This is a genomic window from Pseudomonas sp. TE3910 (assembly GCF_056279025.1).
In genome coordinates, this window is record NZ_JBWBQN010000001.1 from 2,190,411 (window position 1) to 2,209,569 (window position 19,159).

Annotated in this window: 18 protein-coding genes and 1 pseudogene; 9 read left to right on the forward strand and 10 right to left on the reverse strand. The window is 60.3% G+C overall.

Annotation, left to right across the window (positions count from 1 at the left end; all coding sequences use genetic code 11):
• Nucleotides 1-2: 2 nt before the first annotated feature.
• The 6 genes from mazG to ACZ9H3_RS09875 form a co-directional block, all read right to left on the reverse strand.
• Entirely contained in the window at nucleotides 3-833 is an 831-nt protein-coding gene (mazG, locus tag ACZ9H3_RS09850) for a nucleoside triphosphate pyrophosphohydrolase (RefSeq protein ID WP_065761443.1), read from the reverse strand.
• A gap of 83 nt (nucleotides 834-916) precedes the next feature.
• The gene (gene relA, locus ACZ9H3_RS09855; protein WP_065761442.1) at nucleotides 917-3,157 is read right to left on the reverse strand and encodes a GTP diphosphokinase; all 2,241 of its coding nucleotides are present in this window, start codon (nucleotides 3,155-3,157) and stop codon (nucleotides 917-919) included.
• A gap of 100 nt (nucleotides 3,158-3,257) precedes the next feature.
• Nucleotides 3,258-4,616, reverse strand: coding sequence for a 23S rRNA (uracil(1939)-C(5))-methyltransferase RlmD (rlmD, locus tag ACZ9H3_RS09860; RefSeq protein ID WP_330522868.1), 1,359 nt, complete (start codon nucleotides 4,614-4,616; stop codon nucleotides 3,258-3,260).
• Nucleotides 4,616-5,518: a cysteine synthase CysM gene (gene cysM, locus ACZ9H3_RS09865; protein WP_065761440.1), complete on the reverse strand. Its 903-nt coding sequence runs from the start codon at nucleotides 5,516-5,518 to the stop codon at nucleotides 4,616-4,618. Before cysM ends, rlmD begins: the two co-directional genes overlap by 1 nt.
• Nucleotides 5,519-5,552: 34 nt before the next feature.
• Entirely contained in the window at nucleotides 5,553-6,965 is a 1,413-nt protein-coding gene (locus ACZ9H3_RS09870) for a sensor histidine kinase (protein ID WP_305885272.1), read from the reverse strand.
• Nucleotides 6,966-7,682: a response regulator transcription factor gene (locus tag ACZ9H3_RS09875; RefSeq protein WP_102053267.1), complete on the reverse strand. Its 717-nt coding sequence runs from the start codon at nucleotides 7,680-7,682 to the stop codon at nucleotides 6,966-6,968.
• A 215-nt stretch (nucleotides 7,683-7,897) separates the two neighbouring features.
• Between ACZ9H3_RS09875 and ACZ9H3_RS09880 the strand changes: the two genes are divergently transcribed.
• The 4 genes from ACZ9H3_RS09880 (at nucleotide 7,898) to ACZ9H3_RS09895 (ending at nucleotide 12,590) form a co-directional block, all read left to right on the forward strand.
• Nucleotides 7,898-10,663, forward strand: coding sequence for a response regulator (locus tag ACZ9H3_RS09880; RefSeq protein WP_476220579.1), 2,766 nt, complete (start codon nucleotides 7,898-7,900; stop codon nucleotides 10,661-10,663).
• Between the two features lie 67 nt (nucleotides 10,664-10,730).
• On the forward strand, nucleotides 10,731-11,720 hold the full coding sequence (locus ACZ9H3_RS09885) for a 2-hydroxyacid dehydrogenase (RefSeq protein WP_476220581.1): 990 nt from the start codon (nucleotides 10,731-10,733) through the stop codon (nucleotides 11,718-11,720).
• Nucleotides 11,721-11,751: 31 nt separating this feature from the next.
• Nucleotides 11,752-12,189 carry a hypothetical protein gene (locus tag ACZ9H3_RS09890; protein ID WP_099775569.1) on the forward strand — a complete coding sequence of 146 codons (438 nt, stop codon included), beginning with the start codon at nucleotides 11,752-11,754 and terminating at the stop codon, nucleotides 12,187-12,189.
• Nucleotides 12,186-12,590, forward strand: coding sequence for an META domain-containing protein (locus ACZ9H3_RS09895; RefSeq protein WP_099776761.1), 405 nt, complete (start codon nucleotides 12,186-12,188; stop codon nucleotides 12,588-12,590). The genes ACZ9H3_RS09890 and ACZ9H3_RS09895 overlap by 4 nt, the downstream gene beginning before the upstream one ends.
• Nucleotides 12,591-12,677: 87 nt before the next feature.
• Here ACZ9H3_RS09895 and ACZ9H3_RS09900 read toward each other — a convergent pair whose 3' ends face one another.
• Nucleotides 12,678-13,142: a TlpA disulfide reductase family protein gene (locus tag ACZ9H3_RS09900; protein ID WP_099775570.1), complete on the reverse strand. Its 465-nt coding sequence runs from the start codon at nucleotides 13,140-13,142 to the stop codon at nucleotides 12,678-12,680.
• 86 nt (nucleotides 13,143-13,228) lie between these two features.
• Between ACZ9H3_RS09900 and arsC the strand changes: the two genes are divergently transcribed.
• Genes arsC through ACZ9H3_RS09915 form a run of 3 tightly spaced genes read left to right on the forward strand, consistent with a single transcriptional unit; the run spans nucleotide 13,229 to nucleotide 14,599 of the window.
• Complete coding sequence (gene arsC, locus ACZ9H3_RS09905; protein ID WP_102053264.1) at nucleotides 13,229-13,582, forward strand: arsenate reductase (glutaredoxin); 354 nt, start codon at nucleotides 13,229-13,231, stop codon at nucleotides 13,580-13,582.
• On the forward strand, nucleotides 13,579-14,184 hold the full coding sequence (wrbA, locus tag ACZ9H3_RS09910) for an NAD(P)H:quinone oxidoreductase (RefSeq protein WP_065761847.1): 606 nt from the start codon (nucleotides 13,579-13,581) through the stop codon (nucleotides 14,182-14,184). The genes arsC and wrbA overlap by 4 nt, the downstream gene beginning before the upstream one ends.
• A complete protein-coding gene (locus tag ACZ9H3_RS09915; protein WP_065761848.1) occupies nucleotides 14,177-14,599 on the forward strand; it encodes a DUF2069 domain-containing protein in 423 nt (140 codons plus the stop codon). The genes wrbA and ACZ9H3_RS09915 overlap by 8 nt, the downstream gene beginning before the upstream one ends.
• A 28-nt stretch (nucleotides 14,600-14,627) precedes the next feature.
• Here the strand turns inward: ACZ9H3_RS09915 and ACZ9H3_RS09920 are convergent, their stop codons facing one another.
• Both ACZ9H3_RS09920 and ttcA read right to left on the reverse strand, forming a co-directional pair.
• Nucleotides 14,628-15,299, reverse strand: coding sequence for a DNA-3-methyladenine glycosylase I (locus tag ACZ9H3_RS09920; RefSeq protein ID WP_099775571.1), 672 nt, complete (start codon nucleotides 15,297-15,299; stop codon nucleotides 14,628-14,630).
• A 24-nt stretch (nucleotides 15,300-15,323) separates the two neighbouring features.
• A pseudogene (ttcA, locus tag ACZ9H3_RS09925) lies at nucleotides 15,324-16,150 on the reverse strand (tRNA 2-thiocytidine(32) synthetase TtcA).
• A 269-nt stretch (nucleotides 16,151-16,419) separates the two neighbouring features.
• Between ttcA and ACZ9H3_RS09930 the strand changes: the two are divergent.
• Nucleotides 16,420-17,019, forward strand: a complete 600-nt coding sequence (locus ACZ9H3_RS09930; RefSeq protein WP_330522874.1) for a Yip1 family protein — start codon at nucleotides 16,420-16,422, stop codon at nucleotides 17,017-17,019.
• 128 nt (nucleotides 17,020-17,147) lie between these two features.
• Nucleotides 17,148-17,642, forward strand: a complete 495-nt coding sequence (locus ACZ9H3_RS09935) for a SprT family zinc-dependent metalloprotease (protein WP_454240030.1) — start codon at nucleotides 17,148-17,150, stop codon at nucleotides 17,640-17,642.
• 72 nt (nucleotides 17,643-17,714) lie between these two features.
• Here ACZ9H3_RS09935 and ACZ9H3_RS09940 read toward each other — a convergent pair whose 3' ends face one another.
• Nucleotides 17,715-19,037 (reverse strand): dicarboxylate/amino acid:cation symporter, encoded by a 1,323-nt coding sequence (locus tag ACZ9H3_RS09940; protein ID WP_102053260.1) that lies wholly within the window; start codon nucleotides 19,035-19,037, stop codon nucleotides 17,715-17,717.
• Nucleotides 19,038-19,159: the final 122 nt, after the last annotated feature.

Here is a 19,159-nt window from a genome sequence, read left to right on the forward strand (position 1 = left end):
GTTCAGCCGCAGCTGGACAGGTTCTTTTCCTGACGTTTGGCCTCGCCCCAGAGCGCGTCCAAGTCTTCGAGGGTGCAATCTTCGATCGGACGGCCCATATCGCGCAATGCCTGTTCGATAAAACGGAAGCGTCTTTCGAACTTGCCATTGGCGCCACGCAGCGCGGTTTCCGGATCGACTTTCACATGCCGCGCCAGATTGACGGCGGCAAACAACAAGTCGCCCACCTCGTCGGCCAATGCCGCCGGGTCATTGTCGGCCATGGCCTGGAGCACTTCATCGAGCTCCTCACGGACCTTGTCCAACACAGGCAAGGCATCAGGCCAGTCAAAGCCGACCTGAGCCGCACGTTTTTGCAGCTTGGCCGCTCGCGACAAGGCCGGCAAGGCTGCCGGCACGTCATCGAGCAGCGACAACTGCTCAGGCTCGGCCTTCTCGGCGCGCTCCTGAGCCTTGATTTCTTCCCAGCGCTGCTTGACCTGGCCTTCATCGAGGCGCGGCGTATCCAGCGGCGCATACAGCTCCCCCGTTGGAAACACATGGGGATGACGACGAATCAGTTTGCGAGTGATGCTATCGACTACAGCCTCAAACTCGAAGCGCCCCTCCTCCCGCGCCAATTGGCTGTAATACACCACCTGAAACAGCAGATCGCCCAACTCACCTTGCAGGTGCTCGAAATCACTGCGCTCGATGGCATCAGCCACCTCGTAGGCTTCTTCAAGCGTGTAGGGAACAATGCTCGCGTAGGTCTGCTTGAGGTCCCACGGGCAACCGTACTGCGGATCACGCAGGCGCGCCATGAGATGAAGCAAGTCGTCTAGGGTGTACATCTTGGGTTCTCTGTGTCGGAGGGCCTGGCATCATCGCCCGCACTGCAGCTCCCGGGGAAACTGGCAGTGCGGGCGAAAGCACCTCAGGAAGTACGATTACGCCGCGTCTCGATGATGTTCGGCAACTGCGAAATACGCCCCAACAAGCGTCCTAGTGCATCAAGCCCCGGAATTTCGATGGTCAGCGACATCAGCGCAGTGTTGTCTTCCTTGTTCGAGCGGGTGTTGACCGCCAGCACGTTGATCTTCTCGTTAAGCAGCACTTGAGAGACGTCACGCAGCAAGCCCGGACGGTCGTAGGCACGGATGACGATATCCACCGGATACGTCTGCACCGGTACCGGCCCCCAGCTTACCTGGATGATCCGCTCCGGCTCACGCCCGGCCAACTGCAACGCCGAAGCGCAATCCTGACGGTGGATGGTCACGCCGCGGCCCTGGGTGATATAGCCAACGATGGCATCCCCCGGCAGCGGCTGGCAGCAACCCGCCATCTGCGTCAGCAGGTTACCCACGCCCTGGATCTGGATATCACCGCGCTTGCCCGGTTTGATACCAGTCGCCTTGCGGGTGATGAACTCCAGTTGCTCAACACGCTCCGGCTCCACCAGTTGCTGTGCGGCGTTGACCAAATGGGCCAGGCGCAAGTCGCCCGCGCCCAACGAGGCAAACATGTCCTCGGCGGTCTTGACGTTGGCTTTTTCCGCCAGGCGCTCAAAGTCCACCTGGGGCAGACCGAGCCGCGTGAGCTCACGCTCAAGCAAGGTCTTGCCTGCGGCAACGTTCTGATCACGGGCCTGCAGCTTGAACCAGTGTACGATCTTGGCCCGTGCCCGCGAGGTGGTGACATAGCCCAGGTTCGTGTTCAGCCAGTCACGGCTCGGATTACCGTGCTTGCTGGTGATGATTTCGACCTGCTCACCGGTCTGCAGGCTGTAGTTGAGGGGTACGATCCGCCCATTGATCTTGGCGCCGCGGCAGTTGTGGCCGATTTCGGTATGCACGCGGTAGGCGAAGTCGAGCGGGGTCGCGCCCTTGGGCAGGTCAATGGCATGCCCGTCCGGGGTAAAGACATAGACCCGATCCGGCTCGATGTCGACCCGTAACTGTTCAGCCAGGCCGCCAATATCGCCCAGCTCTTCATGCCACTCGAGGACCTGACGCAGCCAGGAAATTTTCTCTTCATAGTGGTTGGAGCTGGATTTGACATCCGTGCCCTTGTAGCGCCAATGCGCACAGACGCCGAGCTCGGCCTCTTCATGCATGGCGTGGGTACGGATCTGAACCTCCAGTACCTTGCCCTCTGGGCCGATAACCGCGGTATGCAGCGAGCGGTAACCGTTCTCCTTGGGGTTGGCGATGTAGTCGTCGAACTCCTTGGGAATGTGCCGCCAAAGGGTATGCACGATACCCAGCGCGGTGTAACAGTCGCGCATTTCCGGAACCAGCACGCGCACAGCCCGCACGTCGTAGATCTGGCTGAACTCCAGGCCCTTGCGCTGCATTTTGCGCCAGATCGAATAGATATGCTTGGCACGGCCACTGATGTCAGCCTTGACCCCGGTAGCCAGCAGTTCGTTCTGCAGCTGATTCATGACATCAGAAATGAAGCGCTCGCGATCCAGCCGGCGCTCATGCAGCAACTTGGCGATCTGCTTGTACTGTTCAGGCTCCAGGTAGCGGAAGGACAGGTCTTCCAGCTCCCACTTGATATGCCCGATACCCAGGCGATGCGCCAACGGCGCGTAGATATCGAACACTTCGCGGGCGACCCGGTGGCGCTTCTCGTCGTCGGCACTCTTCACCGCACGGATCGCACACGTGCGCTCAGCCAGCTTGATCAGGGCCACGCGCACATCGTCAACCATGGCCACGAGCATCCTGCGCAGGTTTTCAACCTGCGCCTGAGAGCCAAGTACCAAGGAATGACGCGGATTGAGGCTATCGGTGATGGCCGCCATACGCAGCACACCATCGATCAGCTTGGACACGACCTGACCAAAGCGCTGGCCCACCTCGGCCAGGGTTACCTTGCCTTCGCGCACAGAGCGATAGATGACCGCGGCCACCAGAGAATCCTGATCAAGCTTCAGATCAGCGAGAATTTCCGCGATCTCAAGCCCGGCCTGAAAACTCGACGTACCGTCGGCCCAGGAATGCTTGGCCGGGTTGCCCTTTTTCTCGACATCCTGGGTGAACTCACAGGCGGCCTTGAGGGCTTCCCGGTCCAGCGCCGTATCGACGCTGACCACATGATCCAGCCATGCCTCGAGATTGATACTACCGTCGGTGTTGACCGGCTGGTGCACTCTCACCTGTACCATCTTTGTTTACCTTTCCCTACCGCGCATACGTAATGCGCTTGAAATCACAGGCGTTGCCCCTGCCGGATCCAAGGGGCAACCGCCGAACGGGCTTGCTACGCTAGCCCGCCTCGAATAACGCCATGGCCTCGACATGGGCCGTCTGAGGAAACATGTCGAGTATCCCGGCACACTTTAACCGGTAACCCTGCCCGAGCAACGCTTGGGTATCGCGCGCCAGAGTGGCCGGGTTACACGAAACATAGACCAGACGCTTGGCACCCAGGTTCGCAATATTTCTGACCACCTCAAGCGCACCGTCCCGTGGTGGATCCAAGAGTACCGCAGAAAAGCCCTCACCGGCCCACTCCATGCCTGCCAGAGGTTGGGACAAATCGGCCTGAAAAAAGCGCACGTTATGCAAATTATTACTGCGGGCGTTTTCCGCGGCACGCTCGACCATGGTCTGCACCCCTTCCACCGCCACGACTTCGCGGGCTTGTCGGGCGAGTGGCAAAGCGAAGTTACCCAGGCCGCAGAACAGGTCAAGCACACGCTCGTCATTCTGCGGTGCCAACCAGGCCAGTGCCTGTTCGATCATCGCGGTATTGACCTGGGCATTGACCTGAACGAAGTCACCTGGGCGGTAAGCCAGCTCCAGGCCCCACGGCTCAAGAACAAAACCCAACGCCTGGCTCGGATCAACCGCGGTCGGCTCACCCTCTCCCTGCAACCAGAGTTGCACGCCAGCGTCGTTACAGAACGCCTGCAGTTGCTGAAGATCGCCCTCCGCCAGCGGAGCGGTATGGCGCAGCAACAGCGCCAGCGCCGTACCGCTGAACAATTCGACATGGCCGATCACTTGAGGTTTGCGCAAGCCGCGCAACACGGCAGGCAACTGCTGCATGATCGGCTGCAGGGCGTCGACCAGCACCGGACATTCATCGATCGCAACGATATCCTGACTGGCCTCGGCACGGAAACCAACCTCCAGGTGTTTGGCGCGGGCATCCCAACGCACTGCAACGCGCGCACGCCGCCGGTAGCCGAACTCAGGCCCACTCAGCGGCGGTGCCCAGTGCTCAGGCTCAACGCCCGCTACACGCTGCAACTGTTCGGCGAGCAGGCGCTGCTTGAGCGCCAACTGCTCGGCATGGGGCAGGTGCTGCAGGTTGCAGCCACCGCAACGGGCCGCATGCGCGCAAGGGGCCGTACGCCGCAGCGGGCTGGCGCTGAATACGCGCTCCAGACGTGCCTCGACCACCTTGCCATGGGCGCTGAGCACCCGCGCTTCGACCTCTTCACCCGCCAGCGCACCGCTGACAAACCAGGTACGCCCCTCAACAAATGCGATGCCACGGCCGTCGCCGGACAAGCGTTCGAGTGTCAGGCGCTGCTTCTTGCCAACAGGAACCTGTGGGGTACGGCTGCCGCCGGCCGGCTGAAAGCGCAGGCCGCTATTACGTTTATTCTTGGACATCAGTTACCAGCGTCAAAAATGCCGGTCGACAGGTAACGGTCGCCACGGTCGCAAATGATCGCCACCATGACCGCGTTCTCTACCTCGCGAGACAGGCGCAACATGGCCGCCACGGCACCGCCAGAGGACACGCCACAGAAAATACCTTCTTCACGGGCCAGACGGCGGGTGGTGTCTTCTGCCTCGGCTTGGGACATATCGACCACACGGTCAACGCGCTCGGCCTCGAAGATTTTCGGCAGGTACTCGTGCGGCCAACGGCGAATGCCAGGAATAGCAGAACCTTCCATCGGCTGCAGGCCGACGATCTGCACCGCCGGGTTCTGCTCCTTCAGGTAGCGCGAGCAGCCCATGATGGTACCGGTGGTACCCATGGAGCTGATGAAATGGGTAATGGTGCCCTGGGTCTGGCGCCAGATTTCCGGGCCAGTGCTGACGTAATGGGCTTCAGGGTTGTCACCATTGCCGAACTGGTCGAGCACCTGGCCACGGCCTTCGGCCTGCAGCCGCCCGGCCAGATCACGGGCACCTTCCATGCCCTCTTCCTTACTGACCAGGATCAGCTCGGCACCGTAGGCGGTCATGGCCGCCTTGCGCTCGGCGCTGGAGTTGTCCGGCATGATCAGAATCATCTTGTAGCCCTTGATCGCCGCTGCCATGGCCAGGGCAATCCCGGTATTACCCGAGGTCGCTTCGATCAGGGTGTCACCCGGCTTGATCTGCCCGCGCAGTTCGGCACGGGTAATCATCGACAACGCTGGCCGGTCCTTGACCGAACCTGCCGGGTTATTGCCTTCAAGCTTGAGCAGGAGGGTGTTGCTCGTATCGCCAGCAATGCGCTGCAGGCGAACCAAGGGCGTGTTGCCGACGCAATCGGCGATCGTAGGGTACTGCAAGGTCATGGCGTATTCGCAATCCAGACTGCGGGGGTATTCATCATACCGGCAAACGGCGTGCGCCCATATCACGCAATGTATGCTCCTTATAGCCTTGAGCTATAAGCTCGGTTGCAGCAGGCAATTGCATCAGCAGCCGCAGACCTTCATCAGTATTCTGCGCCCATAGCTGCCCGCCTTGGCGCGTCAGCGCATTGCGGGCGATGCTCAACCCCAGGCCAAAGCCGCCATCACCGGGGCGTGAACCATCCAACCGGGCGAAAGGATCGAAAATACGTTCCAGTTCGCCCTTGGCCACGCCGCCACCCTGATCATCTATCCAGAGGACCCACAGGCTGCCGCTACGGCGCCCACCCAGACGAATCACACCTTCGGCAGGTGAATGCCGAATGGCATTGCGCAGAATGTTTTCCAATGCCTGGGCCAGACTGTTGAGGTTACCCAGCACCCAGCAGGAGCCGTCCAGCGAGCACTGCAGTTGATCCGCCGACCAGCCACTTTCAAAGCAGGCATCCTCGACCAGCATCTCCCACAGTGCCTGAACCTGGATCGGCTCTCTGGTCAGAGGGCTTTGCTCAGCATCAAGCCATGCCAGTTGCAGCGCATCTTCAACCAGCCGCTGCATGCCGTCGACCTCGCGGCTCAAGCGCTCACGCAAGCCCCGCTCATCAACCTCCGAGTCACAGGCAACACGCAACCGACTGAGGGGCGTACGCAACTCATGAGACAAGTCTCGCAGCAACTGCTGCTGCAGAGTAACGGTACGTTGTAGCCGTTGGGCCATATCATCGAATGCACGCCCCAGCTCGCCAAGTTCATCACGCCGGCTGGTGGTCGTACTGGCTACCCGCGCTGAAAGCTGATTGGCCCGCCAGGCGTTGGCCTGGTGACGCAGTTGGTTCAACGGCATGATCAACATGCGGTAGAGCCCGACACAGAACAGTAACGTCAACAGACCAGGAATCAGCCCGTTGATAACCACGGCCCAGAGCAACGTGACATGGCGCTGGGGCATCAATCGCTGCGGCAACTCGATGACCAGACTGCCCTGAGTGGCGTCCAGGGGAAAAGGCAGCTTGATCCAGGGGGGCTGCGTGGCGCGGCGACTGATCGGCCAATCAACCCCGCGCAGGGCGGTCAGGCGCTGGCTTTCGGCGTCACTCAAAGGCAGGCTGCCAAGGGATTGCAAATCACGGCCAATGACCCCGACCCAGACACCTTCACGGCGACGCACACCTTCCAGCCAAGCATCGACCGCCGCCTCTGAGCCGCGTCGCCAGGCCTGTTCGGCGTCTGCTGCATACGCCTCGAGCGTTGCTCGTGCGGTGCTTGAGAGAAAGGCTGTACGGGTCTCCATTTGACGGCCCCAGGTCCAGCTCAACGCGATCATCAGCAGGCAGAAGCCCACCAGCAGAACGGCCAGCTTCCAGAACAGTGAATAACGACCGGGCACTTAACCGGCCTCGACAGCGCTGAGCCGGTAGCCTTTGCCCCAAACAGTCAGCACTTGCCGCTCCAGGTAACCAATGCGCTTCAGTTTCCGGCGAATCTGGCTCACATGCATATCCAGGCTACGGTCGTGCCGGGAGTAACCGCGCTGCAGTACCTGCTGGTAGAGGAACGGCTTGCTCAGTACCTCTTCGACATTGCGCTGAAGGGTTTCCAGCAGGCGATATTCACTGGGGGTCAGCCCGGCCCAGCGCTGCTCGAAACACACATCAGTGATCCGCTCATCGAACAGCAGCCCGCCTGAAAGCATCGGCTCGGGTTGCTGGTGGCGTCGCTCCAGTGCAACCCGGCGCAGGATCGCTTCGACCCGCACCCGTAACTCAGCAATGCTGAAGGGCTTGGGCAAGTAATCGTCCGCGCCTCGCTGAAAGCCACTGATACGGTCGGCCTCCGCGCCTAGGGCGGACATCAGAATGACCGGTGTCGAACTGCACGCACGCAACTGCGACAAGGCATCCAGGCCATTCAATCCCGGCAGCAGGATATCCATCAACACGACATCGAAAGGCTCACGCGTTGCCAGCGCCAACCCCTCACCGCCATCCCGGCACCAGGTCACCCGAAAGCCACTGCGTTGCATCTGTTCATGCACGTAGCTACCCAGGATCGGGTCGTCTTCGATTGCAAGAATGTTGGGGACAGGCGTAATTACGGGACTCATTGGTAGACGCTAGTAATTCTCAATAACATGATTATTCAGATTACATACGCATCAAGCAACCAATTACCGACAAACATCTAGGAAAATTCCCACAAAAAGATAAAAGTAGATACAAATGAGTGCATTGCTTCGATAGTCGCGGTAATTTTCCGACTTGGGCCGCCACTTGGATCTTACGGCGTCTTACAGCAATTGCCTGAGCACAGGAGAGTGGCGTGCTGAATAGATTGGGTATCAGAAGCCGTGTGCTGTTGCTCGCGCTCTTGCCGACCAGCCTGATGGCGCTGGTACTGGGTGGCTATTTCACCTGGCTGCAGCAAAACGAGTTGCAGTCCCAACTGCTGCAACGCGGCAAGATGATTGCGGAGCAACTGGCCCCTCTGGTGGCACCGGCACTGGTCAGCAACAACCCCGCACAACTGGAGCGCATCGCCGCTCAGGCACTGGAACAAGCCGATGTACGTGCGGTAGGTTTTCTTGCGCCCGACCGCAGCAGCCTTGCCCATGCCGGACCGAGCATGCTCAACCAGGCACCCAATGGCGACACAACCCAGTTGTTGCAGCGCAGCGGCAGCGACGCGACGCGCTATCTGCTACCGGTATTTGGCCGCCATCGCGATCTGGCGGGCGAATTGATTCCCGGCGAATCCCACCGCCTGCTCGGCTGGGTGGAAGTCGAACTGTCCCATGACGGCACACTCCTACGGGGCTACCGCAGCCTCTTTGCCAGCATGCTGCTGATTTTCATCGGCCTGGTTGTAACCGCCCTGGTTGCCTTGCGCATAAGCCGGACCATTAACGGCCCTCTAGGGCAGATCAAGCATGCGGTGAACCAGCTCAAGGACGGCAACCTGGAGCAACGCCTACCTAGGCTGGGGAGTTACGAACTGGATGAGCTGGCCGACGGCATCAACCGCATGGCCCAAACCCTGCAAAACGCCCATGAAGAACTGCAGCACAGCATCGACCAGGCAACAGAGGATGTTCGCCAGAACCTGGAAACCATCGAGATCCAGAACATCGAACTGGACATGGCGCGCAAGGAAGCCCTGGAAGCCAGCCGGATCAAGTCAGAGTTTCTGGCCAACATGAGCCATGAGATCCGCACCCCGCTCAACGGCATCCTCGGTTTTACTCACCTGCTGCAGAAAAGCGAGCTGAGCCCGCGCCAGCTTGAGTACCTGGGCACCATTGAGAAGTCTGCCGACAACCTGCTGGGCATCATCAACGAGATTCTCGACTTCTCGAAAATCGAGGCTGGGAAACTGGTGCTAGACAGTATTCCGTTCAACCTGCGCGACGTCATTCAGGAAACCCTGACCATTCTCGCCCCTTCGGCCCACGCCAAGCAGCTTGAACTGGTCAGCGTGATTTACCGCGACACCCCATTGTCGCTGGTTGGTGACCCGCTGCGACTGAAGCAGATCATCACTAACCTGGTCAGCAACGCCATCAAGTTCACGCGTGAGGGCACCATCGTCGCACGTGTGATGCTAGAGGATGACGACGATGATCAGGAGGACAGTGTCCACCTGCGCATCAGCGTTCAGGACACAGGCATCGGGCTGTCGCCGCAAGACGTGCGCGCCCTGTTCCAGGCATTCAGCCAAGCCGATAACTCCCTCTCCCGCCAGCCAGGCGGAACGGGGCTGGGGCTGGTGATTTCCAAGCGACTGATTGAACAGATGGGCGGCGAAATTGGTGTCGACAGTACCCCGGGCGAAGGCTCTCAGTTCTGGGTCAGCCTACGCTTGCCTAAAGCCCTGGATGATGCTGAAGACCTGCCGCCATCGTCGCTGCAGGGACGCCGCACCGCCATAATCGACCCGCACCCCCTGGCGTGCCAGGCCCTGCAGCACCAACTGCAGGACTGCGGGCTGAGCATTACGGTGTTCAACACGCTCGATCAGTTGCTCAATGGCATGGATGCGGCTCGCCTGGCCGGCCAGCCATTTGAGTTGGCGGTGCTCGGCGTAAGCCTTGCCAACCTGTCCCCTGAGCGACTTGGTCAGCACGTGCAAACCCTCGAAAAACACGGTTGCCAGACCATGGTGCTGTGCCCGACCACCGAGCAACGCGCGTTTCAAGCCTGCCTGCCGAACCCGCACAGCCAATTGCAGGTCAAACCAACCTGTACCCGCAAACTGCGCCGCGCTCTGCTGGATTTGACCGAACCACGACGAAGTGAGGCAGAACTGACGCGTCAAGTGCCGGGGCAGCGCCAACCCAAAGTGCTGTGTGTCGACGACAACCCTGCCAACCTGCTCCTGGTACAAACACTGTTGGAAGACCTTGGCGCCTCGGTAGAGGCCGTCGATAGCGGCAGCGCGGCGATCAAGGCGGTACAGGAGGACTGCTTCGACCTCGTTCTGATGGACGTACAGATGCCGGGCATGGATGGACGCGAATGCACCGAACAAATACGTCTCTGGGAAACCGCAAACGATAGCGCAGCGCTACCGATCGTGGCACTGACCGCCCACGCGATGGCCAACGAAAAACTCGCCTTGCTGCACAGCGGTATGGACGACTACCTGACTAAGCCAGTCAGTGAGCGGCAATTGGCCCAGGTCCTGCTGAAATGGACGGGGCTCTCACTGGCCAAGCCGCCTGTAGAACGTTTCAGCGAGCGCCCGGTCGACAGTGCCGAACTCAAAGTACTCGACCCGGAAGAAGGCCTGCGTCTGGCCGCAGGTAAACCGGACCTGGCGGCTGACATGCTGGCAATGCTGCTGGCCTCACTGGACGCCGACCGCGATGCCATCCGTACCGCACGCCATGCGAGTGACCGCACCGCGCTGATCGAACGGGTTCACCGTCTCAATGGCGCCACCCGCTATTGTGGTGTGCCGCAACTGCGCGCCGCCTGCCAGCGCTGCGAGACGTTACTTAAACAAAATGCGCCGCAAGCCCAACAGGCCCTCGACGAACTGGATCGCGCCCTTGCCCGGCTCAGCGCCCAGGCGCGGCTGAGCGTCTGACCTGAGGCAAAGCCAGCGGCGTGGCTGTTGTTTAAACTGGCGGCATTCGATGCCAAGGAGCTTTGCCATGCGCGCACTATTTTTCAGCAGCCAGACATACGACCAGGAGAGTTTCCGTGCCGCGCCCGCCATGGAAGGGCTGACCCTGAACTTCCAGGCTGCGCGCCTGACCGAGGCTACCGCCATGCTGGCGGCAGGCCATGAGATTGTCTGCGCCTTCATCAACGATGATTTATCAGCACCGGTGCTGGAGCATCTGGCGGCCGGTGGCACGCGGCTGATCGCCTTGCGCTCGGCCGGCTATAACCATATTGACCTGAAGGCGGCCAAACGCTTGGGGCTGAGCGTGGTGCGCGTACCGGCCTATTCACCGCACGCCGTCGCCGAACACGCCGTGGCATTGATTCTGGCCCTCAATCGACGCCTGCACCGGGCCTATAACCGCACCCGCGAAGGCGACTTCAGCCTGCATGGGCTGACAGGCTTCGACCTCTACGGCAAAACCGTCGGGGTGATCGGTACCGGCCAGATAGGCTTGGCCTTTGCACGGATCATGGCCGGCTTCGGCTGCCAGCTACTGGCCTACGACCCCTTCCCCAACCCTCAAATGCAGGACCTTGGCGCACGCTACCTGCCGTTGCCGGAGTTGTTGGCTCAGGCACGCATCGTCAGCCTGCATTGCCCCTTGACCGAGCAAACCCGCCACCTGATCAATCAGCAGAGCCTGGCGTTGATGCAACGCGGGTCGATGTTGATCAACACCGGCCGTGGCGCGCTGGTGGACACCCCAGCTCTGAGTGATGCCCTGAAAAGCGGCCAACTCGGCTACCTGGGCCTGGACGTCTACGAGGAAGAAGCACAGCTGTTCTTTGAAGATCGCTCCGACCAACCTCTACAGGATGATGTGCTGGCGCGGCTGCTGACCTACCCCAACGTGATCATCACCGCCCACCAGGCGTTCCTTACTCATGAAGCCCTGGCCGCCATTGCCCAGACCACCTTGGAGAACATTGCCCGCTGGGCGGTCGGGAATCCGCAGAATCTGGTCGAAGGTTGATGCTAGGATACGCGGCAGATTTGGAGGACCCATGGTCGAACACGATTTCCGCTACAACCTGTTTAATCCGCAACACACCCTGATCGAATGCCGCTCTCTGGCACCAGGTCGCTACCAGGTCACTGGCAATGGTGGCTCAATCCACAATGACGATGTCTTGCTGGTGACCCTCAAGGGCAGCAAGACCCTGTCAATGCGCCTGACCGTGGAAAAAGTACGCCACCTGATCAACCCGCCCGGTCAATGGGTAGCCGTGGCCAGTGGCCCGGTCTTCGGCGAACTGGCGATCCATCAGTGGCAAGTCAACTGCGACAGCTGCCAGGCCAGCCTCGACTTCGAGTTCGCTGTAGACGCCAAGCTGGGCAACAAGGCCCAACAACCCGCCGCCGTGGCGCGTATTGCCGAACTGGGTTGGACCACCCAGGGCGACAAACATACGTGCCCGAAATGCCGGGGGCAGGCGCAGTGAAACAACTTCTGTTATCGGCCCTGGCAGCCGCAGGCCTGGTCGGCTGCGCTGCCGAACCAATGAAGCTGGAGCAGGAGCAAAGCTACATACTGGAATGGATTGGCGAACGGCCACTGATGGACTACAGCCACCTGACGCTGACCTTGGCAGCCGATGGCCGGGCGTATGGCAATGCGGGCTGCAACCACTGGTTCGCGCCGTATCAGTTGGACGGAAACAAACTGAGCTTCGGTAAAATTGGCAGCACCCGCAAGCGCTGCGCACCGGCACTGATGGAACAGGAGCAACGTTTCCTGCAGGCATTGGGAGAGGTACAACGCTGGGACATCTCGCCAATCGAACAGGTACGGTTCTGGCCAGCACAAGGCAAGCCACTGCGTTTTTGGCCTGAAGAAGGCTAAGTACCCGTCATGTTCTGCAGGGGCCGGCATTGCTGGCCCCTGCAGGGACGCGCAAACCACTGCCTGGCTGCGCGGGATACCGACGGATCAGGCGCCCTTGAGTGCGGTCAGCTTCTCGGTAATGCCCGCTGCGGTCTGCTCACCCAGCAACTGCTCGCGCACCTTGCCCTTGTCATCAATGATGTAGGTGACCGGCAAACCCTCACTGCGCGGCAACTCAAAGCGCTCGGCCGGGTCGTCAGCAAGCACGGTGAACCCTATCCCCAGCGCATCACTGGCCTTTTTCAACTCATCACCGCGCAGGCCGTCGAAATTCACCCCGAGCACCGTCACGCCCTTGGCCTGCAGGTCTTTGGCCACCGCATTGAGCTCCGGAATCTCCGTACGGCACGGGCCACACCATTCAGCCCAATAGTTGAGCACCAGCCAACGCCCATCCACGTGTTCGGCCGCCACTTTGCGGCCATTTTGATCCAGCCCATAGTCTGCGCCGCAACCGCCGAGCAACAGGCTCGTAGTGATCGCCAGTACTGCTGCCAATCGCCTTGTCATGGGTCAATCCTTATTGAATATTCAAGCAAAATGCGAAGTCGCTGCGGTTAGAATAGCCGCCACTTCATGCTGGATGCGACCCGAACATGACCGACTTGACGCTTTACCATAACCCACGCTGCTCCAAATCCCGTGGTGCGCTGGAACTGCTCGAGGCCCGTGGCCTGGCGCCAACCGTAGTACGCTACCTGGAAACACCACCCGACGCGGCGACGCTGCGCAGCCTGCTCGGCAAACTGGGAATGACAGCCCGTGAACTGCTGCGCAGTGGCGAAGACGAGTACAAGAGCCTCGACCTGGCAAACCCTGCCCTATCCGAAGATGAACTGATTGCCGCCATGGTCAGCCACCCGAAACTGATCGAGCGACCGATTCTGGTCGCGGGCGACAACGCCGTGATTGGCCGGCCACCCGAAAAGGTGCTGGAGATCCTTTCGTGAGCACGCCCTACATCCTCATTCTGTATTACAGCCGCCATGGCTCCACCAGTGAGATGGCCCGGCAGATTGCCCGTGGCGTTGAACTGGGCGGCCTGGAAGCCCGTATTCGCACCGTACCGGCCATTTCCAGCGAGTGCGAAGCCGTTGCCCCGAGCATCCCGGAAAACGGTGCGTTGTATGCCAGCCTTGACGACCTGCGTAATTGTGCCGGCCTGGCACTGGGCAGCCCGACTCGCTTCGGCAACATGGCCGCACCTCTCAAGTACTTCATCGACAGCACCAGCAGCCTCTGGCTGAGCGGCGGCCTGGTCGGCAAACCCGCCGCGGTGTTCACCTCCACTGCCAGCCTGCATGGCGGCCAGGAATCGACGCTGCTGTCCATGCTGCTGCCGCTGATGCACCATGGCATGTTGATCATGGGCCTGCCCTACAGCGAGTCGGCACTGCTGGAAACCCGTGGAGGTGGCACCCCTTATGGCGCCAGCCACCACGCCGGAGCTGACGGCAAGCGCGCCCTGGACGCCGATGAAATCGCCCTGTGCCGGGCGCTAGGCCAACGCTTGGCGAGCACCGCTACGCTACTGGAGAACGGCCGTGGCTAAGAAGCCGAAAGTACTGCCCCCACTGGAGTGGTTGGCTCCACGTGTGCGTATCAGCCGGGCGCTGAGCCTGGCGACATTCGTCGGCTTGATCGCCCTGTTGAGCGTCAACACCCTGCTGTTCGCCGAGCTGCATGGCGCGCGCTCCTGGGTGATTCTCGGCGTCGAACTGGTACCGTTGCTGATACTGATGCCGGGCATACTGCTGGGCAGTGCCCGCGCTCATGCCTGGATCTGCTTCGTGGTAAACCTGTATTTCATCAGCGGTGTACAGGCCACCTTCGTCCCGGACCGGGCACTGTTCGGCTGGCTGGAAGTGCTGCTGAGCCTGGCGCTGTTCATCAGCGCCTTGCTGTATGTGCGCTGGCGGTTTCAGTATGACCGCAAACTGGCGGGTGAAGGCTCGGCGCAACACTGAGCCCAGCGATCCCCCACCCGCCTTGACCTCAATGGTTAACGGTATGCGCCAGCATCACTGAGAGCTGACACAGTGGCCGCCCGCTTTCGGCGTGCCACTGATTGAACGCCGCCTGCACCCGCGCCAGGTCCCGCAGGCTGGTCGGCGCCTTGTCGATGATGTCCTGAGCCACAAGGGCCGCAACCATGTCGTCGGTAGGGATAAACGTATCCTTGCCGACCATGCGCAGAAAACGGGGTGCCGACAAGCCACCAAGCTGGTTGCCATGCTTGGCCAGGTACTTCCACAAACCGACGATGTCAGTCACTGGCCAGTCGGCGATCAAGGCGCCAAAGCTCCCCCTCTCCTTTGCCACATCCAACACCATCTGCGCATTGCGAGGCACGCTCTTGAGCTTGCCCAGGTGACGGATAATGCGGGTGTCCTGCATCAACCGTTCCAGATGCTCAGCGCCCATCAGCACGACCTTTTCCGGGTCGAAGCCGAAGAATACCTGCTCAAACGCCGGCCACTTGGCATCGACCAGGCTGTGCTTGAGCCCGGCACGAAACACGCGCAGGGCCAGGGTCGACAGATAACGGTCGTCACTGATCGCACGCAACTGCGCCGGGGTGCGCGGCACCGGCAGATACGCCTCCAGTGCAGCGGCAGAGCCGAATCGGTTCAGGCAGTACTCATGCAGCCATTGATAATCACGCATGGCGGTTCCTTGCCGAGTGGTTCGTCAGATGTTCAGCACGTCGAGGAAACGCGGCGTCGCGGTGTCGTCGATGCGCAGATTGACGAAATCGAACAGGTTGCGGTCGGCCAGTTGCGACGGCACCACGTTCTGCAGGCCACGGAAGATACTCTCGGTACGCCCCGGCGACTTGCGTTCCCACTCCTGAAGCATGTCCTTGACGACCTGACGCTGCAGGTTTTCCTGCGAACCACAGAGGTTGCACGGGATGATCGGGAATTCTTTCATGTCCGAGTAGGCCTGAATGTCCTTCTCGCTGCAGTAGGCCAACGGCCGGATGACCACGTTGCGGCCATCGTCGGCCAGCAGTTTTGGCGGCATGGCCTTGAGCGTGCCATTGAAGAACATGTTGAGGAAGAATGTCTCGACAATGTCATCACGGTGATGACCCAGGGCCATCTTGGTCGCGCCGATTTCGTCAGCGAAGGTGTACAGGGTGCCACGACGCAGGCGCGAGCACAGCGAGCAGGTGGTCTTGCCTTCCGGGATCAATTCCTTGACCACCGAGTAGGTGTCCTTCTCGACAATGTGGTACTCGATACCCAAGGTCTTGAGGTAGGCCGGCAGCACGTCCTCGGGGAACCCCGGTTGTTTCTGGTCCATGTTCACCGCAACGATCTCGAACTTGATCGGTGCCACCTTCTGCAGGTGCAGCAGAACATCGAGCATGGTGTAGCTGTCTTTGCCGCCCGACAGGCAGACCATGACCTTGTCACCGTCTTCGATCATGTTGAAGTCGGTGACAGCCTCACCCGCGCCAGGCGGCGAAGGCGTTTTTGCAGTTTGTTCTGATTGACCGAAAGGGTGCCCATAGCGCTTGGAATCCGCGAGGTATGACAAAAGCCGGCTATTTTACGCATAAACCGACTGGCGGCGTAGGCCAATCCGATAAAGACTGCATCGTGATTAATACATCGCCTGACAGCGCAATTTGCTCTAAAAAACCCGGTTTTATGCAGCGAACTCCTTCCTATACTGCCACATAGGGCCACCGTGTATGTGACCTGGTCGTATGGCCCGAACCTCGGGCCAGCAAGCGCTCCTCTGGGGGGCGATGGCAACAACGAAAGGAGTGACTGGCATGATCCATCACGTTCTGGGGCTGTTTACCCATCCCGATCAGGAATGGCGAGAGATTCGTGGCGAAGAGGAAAGCATCAGCCACATGTACTTGACCCACACGTTGATACTGGCGGCCATTCCCGCCGTATCGGCATTTATCGGCACTACCCAGGTAGGCTGGGTCATCGGCGAGCGTGCGCCCGTCATGCTGACCATGGAAAGCGCGCTCTGGATGAGCATCATGTCGTACCTGGCCATGCTTGGCGGTGTTGCCGTCATGGGCGCGTTCGTCCACTGGATGGCCCGCACCTATGATGCCAACCCCAGCCTGGCGCAATGCATCGCGTTTGCAACCTACACCGCCACCCCACTGTTCGTCGGTGGTCTGGCGGCGCTTTACCCACACCTGTGGCTGGGGATGATTGTCGGCACGGCAGCCATCTGCTACACGGTCTACCTGCTCTATGTAGGCCTGCCGACCTTCATGAACATACCCTCGGACGAAGGCTTCCTGTTTTCGAGTTCAGTGTTGGCGGTGGGACTGGTGGTGCTGGTAGCCATCATGGCCTTCACGGTAATCGTCTGGGGACTGGGCGTGGGCCCCGTCTATACCAACTAGAAACACAGCAACATAGGTGCAACAAACCTCAGGCCGCCGCAAGGCGGCCTGATGCCGTGCATGGACCGGCGGTCTCGGCAGTAATGCTCAGGTTGCGGCATAATCGCCGGTCAGGAGTGTTCCCCGATATGCCCGAGCAACTCAAATCCCGCGTCGAAACTTGTTTCCAGCAGGCTGAAGCCTTTTTCAAACGCCCCTTCCAGCGCCCCGAAGTCAGTTTCAAGCTGCGTGGGCAGAAGGCCGGCGTGGCACATCTGCATGAGAACCTGCTGCGCTTCAACCTGCAGCTGTACATGGAAAACCGTGAAGACTTCCTGAAACAGACTGTCGCCCATGAAGTGGCCCACCTGGTTGCCCACCAACTGTTCGGAGGCAGCATTCAGCCCCATGGCGAAGAGTGGCAGTTGATCATGCGCGGGGTTTACGAACTGCCGCCGAATCGCTGTCACAACTACGCGATAAAGCGCCGTAGCATGACCCGCTATATCTACCGCTGCCCCTGCGCAGGTAGCGACTTCCCCTTCTCTGCCCAGCGCCATGGCCTGGTACGCCAAGGGCGGCGCTATCTGTGCAGACGCTGTCGGCAGACCTTGGTGTTCAGTGGGGAAACACGGGTGGAATAAACGACATCGCCGGCAAGGCTGGCTCCTGCATGAGGAGCCGACCTTGCCGGCGATGAGCACACCCCAGAATGCTTAGCGGGCAGCGCCTTCAGCCACACCCAGGTCATCGACTGGACGGGTGTCGATGATCGACGTGCCACCAGAGGCCAACTCGGCCTGCAGCTTGTCTTCGTCCAGTTCATTGACCCACTTGGCCACTACCACTGTCGCCACGGCGTTGCCAATCAGGTTGGTCAGAGCACGGGCTTCGGACATGAAGCGGTCAATACCCAGGATCAGCGCCAGACCGGCAACCGGCAGGTGGCCAACGGCCGACAGGGTAGCGGCCAGAACGATGAAGCCGCTACCGGTCACGCCAGCAGCACCTTTAGAGGCAACCAGCAGCACCAGCAACAGGGTGATCTGGTGCGTGATGTCCATGGTGGTGTCGGTGGCCTGAGCAATGAACACGGCAGCCATGGTCAGGTAGATCGAAGTACCGTCAAGGTTGAACGAGTAACCGGTTGGGATCACCAGGCCGACAACCGACTTCTTCGCACCCAGGCGCTCCATCTTGATCAGCATGCGTGGCAGGGCCGACTCGGAAGACGAAGTACCCAGCACGATCATCAGTTCCTCACGGATGTAGCGGATCAGTTTGACCACGCTGAAGCCGTGGGCACGGGCGATACCGCCAAGCACCACCAGAATGAACACCACACAGGTGATGTAGAAGCAGACCATCAACTGGCCCAGTTGAACCAGCGAGCCCACGCCGTACTGGCCGATCGTGAAGGCCATGGCACCGAACGCACCGACCGGTGCCAGCTTCATGATCATGTTGATGATGTTGAACATCACATGGGCGAAGCGGTCGATCAGGTCCAGCAGTGGCTTGCCATAAGCGCCCAGGCGATGCAGGGCGAAACCGAAGATCACCGAGAACATCAGCACTTGCAGGATGTCGCCGTTGGCGAAGGCACCGACGACCGTGTTCGGGATGATGTTGAGCAGGAAGCCAACGGTGGTCTGCTGTGCGCCCGCTGCGGCATAGGCCGCGATGCTGCTGGCGTTCAGGGTCGACACGTCAATGTGCATGCCAACACCCGGCTTGACCACGTTGACCACAACCAGGCCAATGATCAGTGCGATGGTGGAGACAATCTCGAAGTACAACAGCGCGTAGCCGCCGGTCTTGCCAACCGACTTCATGTTCTGCATACCCGCAATGCCGCTGACCACGGTGCAGAAGATGATGGGGGCGATGACCATCTTGATCAGCTTCACGAACCCGTCACCCAGTGGCTTGAGCGCCACGCCGGTCTCAGGATAGAAGTGACCCAGCAGGATACCGATGGTGATCGCTACGATCACCTGGACATACAACGATTTGTACAGCGGCTGACGCGTCGTCATGGCTAATTCCTCAAGCGTACCGACCATCATCCTTCCCAGGATGCGGTGGTACCAAAAGCGCGAACCCTCCTGCACTGGAGGGATTTGTTTTGTCGAGCTGCCTGGCAGGACTCTGAGGGCTA

What these genes read in the sequence shown, in the direction of transcription:
- rlmD (WP_330522868.1), bottom strand. Translation starts at nt 4,616, where the DNA reads ATGTCCAAGAATAAACGTAATAGCGGCCTGCGCTTTCAGCCGGCCGGC.
- arsC (WP_102053264.1), top strand. Translation starts at nt 13,229, where the DNA reads ATGACCGACTTGACGCTTTACCATAACCCACGCTGCTCCAAATCCCGT.
- mazG (WP_065761443.1), bottom strand. Translation starts at nt 833, where the DNA reads ATGTACACCCTAGACGACTTGCTTCATCTCATGGCGCGCCTGCGTGAT.
- ACZ9H3_RS09935 (WP_454240030.1), top strand. Translation starts at nt 17,148, where the DNA reads ATGCCCGAGCAACTCAAATCCCGCGTCGAAACTTGTTTCCAGCAGGCT.
- ACZ9H3_RS09930 (WP_330522874.1), top strand. Translation starts at nt 16,420, where the DNA reads ATGATCCATCACGTTCTGGGGCTGTTTACCCATCCCGATCAGGAATGG.
- ACZ9H3_RS09885 (WP_476220581.1), top strand. Translation starts at nt 10,731, where the DNA reads ATGCGCGCACTATTTTTCAGCAGCCAGACATACGACCAGGAGAGTTTC.
- ACZ9H3_RS09890 (WP_099775569.1), top strand. Translation starts at nt 11,752, where the DNA reads ATGGTCGAACACGATTTCCGCTACAACCTGTTTAATCCGCAACACACC.
- ACZ9H3_RS09940 (WP_102053260.1), bottom strand. Translation starts at nt 19,037, where the DNA reads ATGACGACGCGTCAGCCGCTGTACAAATCGTTGTATGTCCAGGTGATC.
- ACZ9H3_RS09875 (WP_102053267.1), bottom strand. Translation starts at nt 7,682, where the DNA reads ATGAGTCCCGTAATTACGCCTGTCCCCAACATTCTTGCAATCGAAGAC.
- relA (WP_065761442.1), bottom strand. Translation starts at nt 3,157, where the DNA reads ATGGTACAGGTGAGAGTGCACCAGCCGGTCAACACCGACGGTAGTATC.
- cysM (WP_065761440.1), bottom strand. Translation starts at nt 5,518, where the DNA reads ATGACCTTGCAGTACCCTACGATCGCCGATTGCGTCGGCAACACGCCC.
- ACZ9H3_RS09900 (WP_099775570.1), bottom strand. Translation starts at nt 13,142, where the DNA reads ATGACAAGGCGATTGGCAGCAGTACTGGCGATCACTACGAGCCTGTTG.
- ACZ9H3_RS09920 (WP_099775571.1), bottom strand. Translation starts at nt 15,299, where the DNA reads ATGCGTGATTATCAATGGCTGCATGAGTACTGCCTGAACCGATTCGGC.